The sequence below is a fragment of the Pantoea allii genome (genome assembly GCF_002307475.1).
In the GTDB taxonomy this organism is placed as follows: Bacteria; Pseudomonadota; Gammaproteobacteria; order Enterobacterales; family Enterobacteriaceae; genus Pantoea; species Pantoea allii.
Window position 1 is genome coordinate 38947 of record NZ_NTMH01000055.1, and the last position, 8821, is coordinate 47767.

The 8821-nt window shown below is 59.2% G+C and carries 6 protein-coding genes; all 6 read left to right on the top strand.

What is annotated here, in order from left to right; all coding sequences use genetic code 11:
* Positions 1–16 precede the first annotated feature (16 nt).
* Positions 17–1357, top strand: coding sequence for a type VI secretion system baseplate subunit TssK (tssK, locus tag CMR03_RS24315; RefSeq protein ID WP_096012899.1), 1341 nt, complete (start codon positions 17–19; stop codon positions 1355–1357).
* Positions 1354–2043: a type VI secretion system protein TssL, short form gene (gene tssL / locus CMR03_RS24320; RefSeq protein ID WP_096012900.1), complete on the top strand. Its 690-nt coding sequence runs from the start codon at positions 1354–1356 to the stop codon at positions 2041–2043. Before tssK ends, tssL begins: the two co-directional genes overlap by 4 nt.
* Complete coding sequence (locus CMR03_RS24325; RefSeq protein WP_096012901.1) at positions 2040–3782, top strand: OmpA family protein; 1743 nt, start codon at positions 2040–2042, stop codon at positions 3780–3782. The genes tssL and CMR03_RS24325 overlap by 4 nt, the downstream gene beginning before the upstream one ends.
* A 4-nt stretch (positions 3783–3786) precedes the next feature.
* A complete protein-coding gene (gene hcp, locus CMR03_RS24330) occupies positions 3787–4278 on the top strand; it encodes a type VI secretion system effector Hcp (protein ID WP_096012902.1) in 492 nt (163 codons plus the stop codon).
* A 173-nt stretch (positions 4279–4451) separates the two neighbouring features.
* Positions 4452–7106: a type VI secretion system ATPase TssH gene (gene tssH, locus CMR03_RS24335; protein ID WP_096012903.1), complete on the top strand. Its 2655-nt coding sequence runs from the start codon at positions 4452–4454 to the stop codon at positions 7104–7106.
* The coding region (vgrG, locus tag CMR03_RS24340) for a type VI secretion system tip protein VgrG (protein ID WP_096012602.1) at positions 7103–8821 on the top strand (1719 nt) is incomplete at its 3' end. The genes tssH and vgrG, both read left to right, overlap by 4 nt.

Below are 8821 nucleotides of genomic sequence, written 5' to 3' on the forward strand. Positions count from 1 at the left end.
GAAAGGCAGGAAGCCGATGAAAACGGAACAACCGTTATGGGGCAGGGGCATTATGATCTCTCCCCAGCACTTCCAGCAACAGGTCGCATATGCGGCCTGGTCTGCCGAAGGTATCGCCCGAATGGGATTAACACAGCCCTGGGGCGTGATCAATGTCGCTTTTGAACCGGAAACACTGAAACTGGGCCGCCTGCAGGCCAGCCATCTGCACATCCGCTTTCCGGACGGGACGCTTATCGACACGGATAATGCTGACGACCTGCCTCCGGTACTGGCGCTTGAGGGGGAATCACAGGAGGTCGTGGTGGTTCTGGCACTTCCGCTGCTGCGGGCGAATGGCGGTAACTGCCTTAAACCTGATGAAGTGGCCGAGCGTCCTGTGCGTTATCGCCAGTGCTGGCGGGATGTCCGCAATACGTTCGGAGACGATATCCGCCAGATTGCGGTGATGCAACCCGAGCTGACGCTGCGGTTTAGCCATCAGAACAACAGCGATTACCTGACCTGTCCGGTCGCGCGCCTGCAGCAGGATTCGCAGGGATCGTGGCAACGTGATGAGACGTTTCTGCCCCCACTTCTGACCATCCAGGGCAGCCACTGGCTGCTGACCCAGTTGGAGCAGCTGATGACCCAGTTACGTGCCCGACTGAGTCGTCTGATGGCAATGCGTCGTGAAAGCAATGAGCGGATGGCCGATTTTGCCGTGGCCGACGTGTCCCTTTTCTGGCTGCTGAATGCCCTGAATAGCGCCGAGCCGGTGCTCGGACAGTTTCAGCGCCACCCGCAAAGCCCGCCTGAGCGCCTGTATCTGGAACTGGCACGACTCGCTGGCAGCCTGCTGACTTTCTCGCTGGAGCACCAGGTGAGTGCAATCCCGGTCTGGCAGCATGAGCAACTGAATCACGTCTTCCCGCCGTTGTTTGATTTACTGGGCGATCTGCTGGAAGCCAGCCTGCCGTCGCGGGTGGTGGCGATTGCGCTTGAGCATGATGCCCGACTTCACGTCTGGCAGGCCCGGCTGCACGATCCACGTTTGCGTGAAGGGGCGGATTACTATCTGTCCGTGCGTTCACCGATTCCGGTGGCACAGTTGCAGGAACAGTTCCCGCGCCAGTGTAAGGTCGGCAGTCCCGATCATGTCAGGAGTATCGTCAATTCATCGCGGGTGGGCGTACCTCTGACGCCACTGCGTCATGTGCCTGCCGCCATTCCACTGCGTCTGGAAAACCAGTATTTCAGCCTTGATGTCTCTCATCCTCTGGCCAACGACATGCTCCAGAGCGGCACCTGTATGTTTTATGTTCCAGGTATGCTTGGCGAGCCTGAACTTGAACTCTTTGCGGTACTAAGAACATGAGTGAGGGTAAACGCGGCGCTGCCGCGTCCATTGATATTGATGCCCTGCTGCAGGATACCTGGCTACAGGTGGTCAGCCTGCGTCACGGCCCGAAATTTCAGGATGGAGAAGGGCGTACGCTGTGGGAGCGTTGCATCGCTGATGTCGAGCGTGTGCAGCGTGAGCTGAAAGCGAGCGAACTTGATGAAGCCAGCTGTCAGCACATCCTCACTGCACAGTGTGCGTTGCTTGATGAGGCGGTCAAAGGTCGCGGTGTGGAGGATGACGCCTGTGTGCAGTGGTATCACATTCCTCTGCAGGGGCACTTCCTCGGCACCATGGACGCCGGTGATACGCTGTGCGATCGGATGCGCGAAGTGCTGCGTGAACCGGCGCCTGACCATGCTGTCGTGACCTGCTTCCAGCGAGTCATGATGCTGGGATTCCTCGGCAGTTTCCGCTCTCTAAACGACCCTGAGCGCCAGAAACTCGTTAACGCACTCAGTGAATATGTCACACCGTTCAGCTATCCACAAAACCATCCGATACTGGCGGAAAGCCATATCGGACGAGGAATGGGCGGCGTGCTGGCGTCATGGCCCGTGCGTATCGGCCTGAGCGTGGTGGTGGTTGCCGTACTCTGGTGGGGACTGGATCACTGGCTGGATCAGATGCTGCTGACTCTGTTGCCGGGGGCCGTGAAATGAGTCCTGCACAACAGCGTGGGCTTGCGCTGTGGGCCGCCGTGCTGAGCGCGGCGGTATGTCTGAGTTTTTTACCGATATCCAGATGGGGATCTGTGCTTGTCTTGCTGGCGATGCTGGGGCTTATCCTGGCGTTCTGGACTGTCGCCAGTCGTCGCGCGGAGCACAACGTTACCCTGCCTCTGGATGATCTTCCGGAAGCCACTTACCGTCAGCCCGTTGTGCTGGTGTGTGGCGATCTGCCGCTGGCCTGGCCGCAGCCGTCACCGGTGCTCACTGTCACGCAGGGATGCTGGATTCGCGTGGCGGATGGTCAGGATCTTGAGCAGGTAGCCCGTGAAGTACTGTGGCTGCGTCCGGACTGGGGACGTCAGCTGTCGGTGATGGTCAGCGTCTGTCCGCAGAAACACGCAGACAGCGAAGCCCTGACCTGTTGCCTGCTGGCCCTGCGCTGGCAAATCAGCCAACTGCGTAAAGAGACCGGCCATGCAGTGCCGCTGATTCTGAATGGTCAGATCGGCAGCGCGATGACGACTAACCCGCTCTGGCAGGCGGCTATCCCGGGAGAAGGGGTGAGAGTCTGGCGCGAATCTTCAGCACCGGCCTCAATCGCGGCATGGGTCACTACCGGCGGAACGCCTGCGATGCAGCAGCAGGTGCTGATGAACAGCCTGATGAGCTGGTTCCATCAGCATGTCAAAGCTGTCTTTATGGATGAAAACCCCGATGTTCCTGTCATGGCACCTACTGCGGTGCTGTGGGGAATGGGGCCGATTCTGGTCGGAAGCCTGGCCACATCGGCCTGGACGGCATGGCTTTCCCGTCACACTGGGATGCAGCAGGTGAAGGGCTGGCAGCCGGTGGGAACCGACAGCACGGTTATTTCCCCGTTCCCGGATTTTATCCTGCCGCTGCTGCCAGAAGGGCAAGGACTGACGCCACGTGGGAGAGCCTTCCGTTGGGCGCTCGGAATGTTCACTGTGGCGGCGATTGCTTCGTTGCTCAGCAGTGGCTGGAACAATCGCCAGCTATTGCAACGCGTAAGCTTCGATATTGCCCGCTATGACCGTATCCCGATGCATGATGTCGCACCCAAAGCCGCTGCCGTTGCTGTCCTGCGTAACGATGCGGCAGAACTGGATAGCTGGGCGCGCAATGGTGAGCCGATCCGAATGAGCCTCGGTCTGTATCGGGGCGAGCGCCTGCGAATGCCCGTGCTGGATGCGATCCGTTCGTATGTGCCGCCTCCCCAGCCGTCCGCACCACAGCCATCCGCACCACAGCCATCCGCACCACAGCCGACACCCAAATCTGAACCAAAAATCGTGCGCCTCAACAGCATGTCGCTGTTCGATTCGGGGAAATCGGCGCTGAAAGACGGCTCCACCAAAATGCTGGTGAACTCGCTGGTCGGCATCAAAGCGAAGCCGGGCTGGCTGATTGTTGTGTCCGGCCATACCGATAACAGCGGTAACCCGAAGATCAACCAAACACTGTCACTGAAACGTGCCGAATCGGTGCGCGACTGGATGCGTGACACCGGCGACGTGCCGGAAAGCTGTTTTGCGGTGCAGGGCTATGGCGAAAGCCGTCCGATCGCAACCAACGACACCCCGGATGGGCGCGCGCTCAACCGCCGTGTCGAAATCAGTCTGGTACCACAGGCCAATGCCTGCCAGGTACCGGGCCACACCCAGGCGTCATCTCAGGATGATGGCGCATCACTACACAATGGAGAGTAATTCCATGGCAATTCCTGTTTATCTCTGGCTGAAAGACGACGGCGGCGCGGACATTAAAGGGTCTGTGGACGTTCAGGATCGTGAAGGCAGCATCGAAGTGGTGGCTCAGGAGCATAACCTGTATATCCCGACCGATAACAACACCGGCAAGCTGACCGGTACCCGCATTCACACCCCATTCCTGTTCACCAAGGAGATCGACTCCTCCAGCCCGTATCTCTACAAGGCGGTGACCACCGGCCAGACCCTCAAGTCTGCGGAATTCAGGTGGTTCAAGATCAACGATGCGGGCCAGGAAGTGGAGTACTTCAACACTAAACTGGAAAACGTAAAAGTGGTGAAAGTGAACCCTGAGATGTACGACATCAAGGACCCTTCTAAAGAGAAGCACAACCACCTTGAGCGCATTGAACTGCGTTACGAAAAAATCACCTGGACCTACAAAGACGGCAACATCATTCATTCCGATTCGTGGAACGAACGCGCCACGGCGTAAGCCTGATGCGGGCAGGGCGACTTGTCCGCAGTTTTTCTGAGTGCCTGCCCGGCGGGTACTGAGCAAAACATCCTACAACCGAGAAATCTGACCTGATGCGCTTAGGTTCCTGACAACAGGAAAGCGATGGGCGGTAGCGTGCCTGAAGGTCTTCAGAGAGCGAGTTTAAAAACATGGAAAACCCGGCAATCCTTCTTCGACGTCTCAACCCTTACTGCGCCCGCGCGATGGAAGGGGCTGCCTCTCTGTGTCAGACCCGCGCCCATGCAGAAATCCTGCCGGAGCACTGGCTGTTGAAGTTGTTCGAACAGGGGGAAGGTGACCTGACGGTGCTGGCCCGCCGTTACGAGTGGGACATGGACAGCATCTGGCAGGATTTACTCGGCTGGCTGGATAAACAGCCGCGCTCCGTGCGCCACCGACCGCAGCTCTCCGATAATATCCAGTCTCTGATGCAGGAAGCCTGGCTGATTGCCTCGCTTAACGGTGAAGAACAGATCCGAAGTCACCACCTGTTGATGGCGCTGGTTGAAAAACAGAATTTGGTACGCTGTGATGGTCTATGGCCGCTGCTGACCCTGGGGCAAAGCCAGCTTGAACGCCTGCGTCCGCTGCTGGACGCACAGTCAGACGAACGCCCGCAAGTGCAGCAGGAAGCCGAACTGGCGCAGAGACACGGCGGGGAGGTTGAATTTGTGGTTCGCCCGGTTGGCGAGGACGTGAAGGAAGGCGAACTGAACCCAGCGTTACAGAACGCACTGGATAAATTCACTCTCGACGTCACAGCCAAAGCCAGAGAGGGCAAAATCGATCCGGTGTTTGGGCGTGATACGGAAATCCGCCAGATGGTGGATATTCTCTCCCGCCGCCGCAAGAACAACCCGATCCTGGTGGGTGAACCAGGCGTAGGGAAAACCGCACTGGTCGAAGGCCTGGCGCTGTGTATTGCCGAGGGCAACGTACCGGAATCGCTCAAACCGGTTATCTTGCGCACCCTTGACCTCGGCCTGCTGCAGGCAGGCGCAGGCGTGAAAGGCGAGTTTGAACAGCGTCTGAAAAACGTCATTGATGCCGTGCAGCAGTCACCAGTGCCGATCCTGCTGTTTATCGACGAAGCCCACACCATTATCGGTGCCGGTAACCAGGCCGGTGGCGCGGATGCCGCCAACCTGCTGAAACCTGCGCTGGCGCGTGGCGAATTGCGCACCATTGCCGCGACAACCTGGTCCGAATACAAGCAGTACTTCGAACGCGATGCCGCGCTGGAGCGCCGCTTTCAGAGGGTGAAAGTGGATGAGCCGGACGATGACACGGCATGTCTGATGCTGCGTGGCCTGAAATCCCGCTATGCCGAGCACCACAACGTGCACATCACCGACGATGCGGTGCGTGCTGCCGTTACGCTTTCCCGACGTTACTTAACAGGCCGCCAGTTGCCCGACAAGGCGGTGGATTTACTTGATACCGCGAGCGCCCGTGTGCGCATGAGCCTGGACACTGTACCGGAACAGCTGATCCGCATTCGCTCGCAGATGACGTCGCTCGACATAGAGAAGCAGGCGTTGCTGGAGGATATTGCCGTTGGTCGTCAGAGCCACCGTGAACGCCTGACGGCGATTGAGCAGGAAGAAGCGCACCTGATGGCGCAACTCGGGAAGCTGGAAACCCGGTACGTTCAGGAGCTGAAACTCACTGAACAACTGATGGAATGCCGCCAGGACACTTCCCGTCAGAGCGAGATGTACAGGCTGCAACAGGCGCTGAACGGCATGCAGCACAGTAACCCGTTGTTGACGGTGGATGTGGACGTGCGCACCGTAGCGAATGTCATCGCCGACTGGACCGGCGTGCCACTGTCGTCGCTGATGAAAGACGAACAGACTGATCTGCTGGCCCTGGAAAATGAAATCGGTAAACGCGTGGTCGGGCAGGACGTGGCGCTCGCAGCCATCGCCCAGCGCCTGCGCGCTGCGAAGACCGGGCTGACGTCCGAAAACGGTCCACAGGGCGTATTCCTGTTGGTCGGCCCGAGCGGGGTCGGTAAAACCGAAACCGCGCTGGCGCTGTCAGACGTGCTGTACGGCGGTGAAAAATCGCTGATCACCATCAACCTGTCGGAGTATCAGGAGCCGCATACCGTTTCCCAACTGAAAGGCTCACCGCCGGGCTACGTAGGTTATGGCCAGGGCGGCATCCTCACCGAAGCGGTACGCAAACGCCCGTACAGCGTGGTGCTGCTGGATGAAGTGGAAAAAGCCCACCGTGACGTGATGAACCTGTTCTATCAGGTGTTCGATCGTGGCTTTATGCGCGACGGTGAAGGCCGGGAAATCGACTTCCGCAACACGGTCATTCTGATGACCTCGAACCTCGGCAGCGACCACCTGATGCAACTGCTCGATGAACAGCCGGATGCCACCGAAAGCGACCTGCACGAACTGCTGCGCCCTATACTGCGCGACCACTTCCAGCCGGCACTGCTCGCCCGCTTCCAGACCGTCATTTACCGTCCGCTGGCGGAAGCGGCCATGCGTACCATCGTGGAAATGAAACTGGCTCAGGTCAGCAAACGCTTACATCGTCACTACGGGTTAACCACGCACATCGACGAAACACTTTATGACGCACTGACCGCCGCCTGTCTGCTGCCGGACACCGGGGCGCGTAACGTCGACAGCCTGCTGAATCAGCAGATTCTGCCGGTACTGAGCCAGCAGTTGCTGACCCATATGGCGGCGAAGCAGAAACCACGCAAACTGGCGCTCGGCTGGAGCGATGAAGAAGGTGTCTCACTGGAGTTCAACCGGACTGAAGGAGTGGCCATATGAGCAACAATCCCCCCATAAGATTCAGTCACAACCACCACCGGCTTTCGGTGAAGGGATGTGGCGCAGAGCTTGATGTGCTGGCTTTTGAAGGCGATGAAGCCTTAAGCAGACCGTTCCGCTACCGGATTGAATTCACCTGTACAGACCATGCCATCAGCAAAGAGATGATGCTGATGAAGCCCGGTTCCCTGACGCTGCAGGCCCCGGCTGACACGGGTTTCGGTAGTAAAGTGCAGCAGACGTTACGGGTGATTCAGGGCGTGGTGACCGGCTTTGAGCGCCTCAGCACTTCTAAAGAGGAAACCCGCTATGCCCTGACGCTCCGGCCGCGCCTGGCGCTGCTTGACCGTTCGCACCAGAACGCCATCTACCAGGACATGTCGGTGCCGCAGATTGTGGAAAAAATTCTGCGCGGGCGCCACAACATGCGCGGTCAGGATTTTCTGTTCTCGCTGTCAAAAGAGTACCCGCGCCGTGAGCAGGTGATGCAGTACGGTGAGGACGACCTGCACTTCATCACCCGCCTGCTGGGCGAGGTCGGTATCTGGTTCCGCTTCACCACCGACACGCGCCTGAACATCGACGTGGTGGAGTTCTGCGACGGTCAGCAGGGCTATGAGAAAGGCCTGACGCTGCCGTCGGTGCCGCCGTCGGGGCAGCACTCGCAGGGCGTGGATTCGGTGTGGGGGATGGAGAGTCATCACAGCGTGGTGCAGAAGCAGGTCAGCACCCGGGACTACAACTACCGTCAGGCCACGGAAGACATGAACGCTCTGGTGGACGTGACCCGCGGGGATGCGACCACCTACGGCGATGCCTACCACTGGGCGGATAACTACCTGTCACCGGGCCGTACCTGTGACCGCAGTCCGGCACCGGAGTCCGGTGCGTTTTATGCCCGCATCCGGCATGAGCGTTACCTGAACGGCCAGACGCAGACCCGGGCCATCACCAGCTGCCCGACCCTCTCTCCGGGTCAGGTGCTGAAAGTCACCGGCGGTTATGAAGTGGCGGAGGTGTTTGCGCAGGGCGTGGTCATCACGGCGATGCACAGCCGGGCGCGGCGGGATGAAGACTTTCGCGTGCATTTTGAGGGCATCCCGGACAGCACGGATTTTTGCTTCCGCCCGGAGCCGGGCTTACGCCCGGTGATGGCCGGCACCGTACCGGCGCGCGTCACCAGCACCACCGAAAACGACACCTACGGCCACATTGATAAAGACGGCCGCTACCGGGTAAACATGCTGTTCGACCGCGATAACTGGGAAACCGGATTCGAGAGCCTGTGGGTACGCCAGTCCCGCCCGTATGCCGGGGACACCTACGGTCTGCACCTGCCGCTGCTGGCGGGCACGGAGGTGGCGATTGGCTTTGAGGACGGCAACCCGGACCGGCCGTACATCGCAGGCGTGCTGCACGACTCGGCCCACGGTGACCACGTGACCATCCGCAACTACAAACGTAACGTGCTGCGTACCCCGGCGAACAACAAAATCCGCCTCGATGACGAGCGCGGTAAAGAGCACATCAAGATTTCCACCGAATACGGCGGCAAGAGCCAGCTGAATCTCGGACATTTAGTGGATGCTGAGAAGCAGAAGCGCGGTGAGGGTTTTGAGCTGCGGACGGATAAGTGGGGAGCCATCCGGGCACACAAAGGGATGTTCATCAGCGCTGATGGCCAGACGAAAGCACAGGGCCAGGTGCTGGAGATG

What these genes read in the sequence shown, in the direction of transcription:
- tssK (WP_096012899.1), top strand. Translation starts at nt 17, where the DNA reads ATGAAAACGGAACAACCGTTATGGGGCAGGGGCATTATGATCTCTCCC.
- CMR03_RS24325 (WP_096012901.1), top strand. Translation starts at nt 2,040, where the DNA reads ATGAGTCCTGCACAACAGCGTGGGCTTGCGCTGTGGGCCGCCGTGCTG.
- tssH (WP_096012903.1), top strand. Translation starts at nt 4,452, where the DNA reads ATGGAAAACCCGGCAATCCTTCTTCGACGTCTCAACCCTTACTGCGCC.
- tssL (WP_096012900.1), top strand. Translation starts at nt 1,354, where the DNA reads ATGAGTGAGGGTAAACGCGGCGCTGCCGCGTCCATTGATATTGATGCC.
- hcp (WP_096012902.1), top strand. Translation starts at nt 3,787, where the DNA reads ATGGCAATTCCTGTTTATCTCTGGCTGAAAGACGACGGCGGCGCGGAC.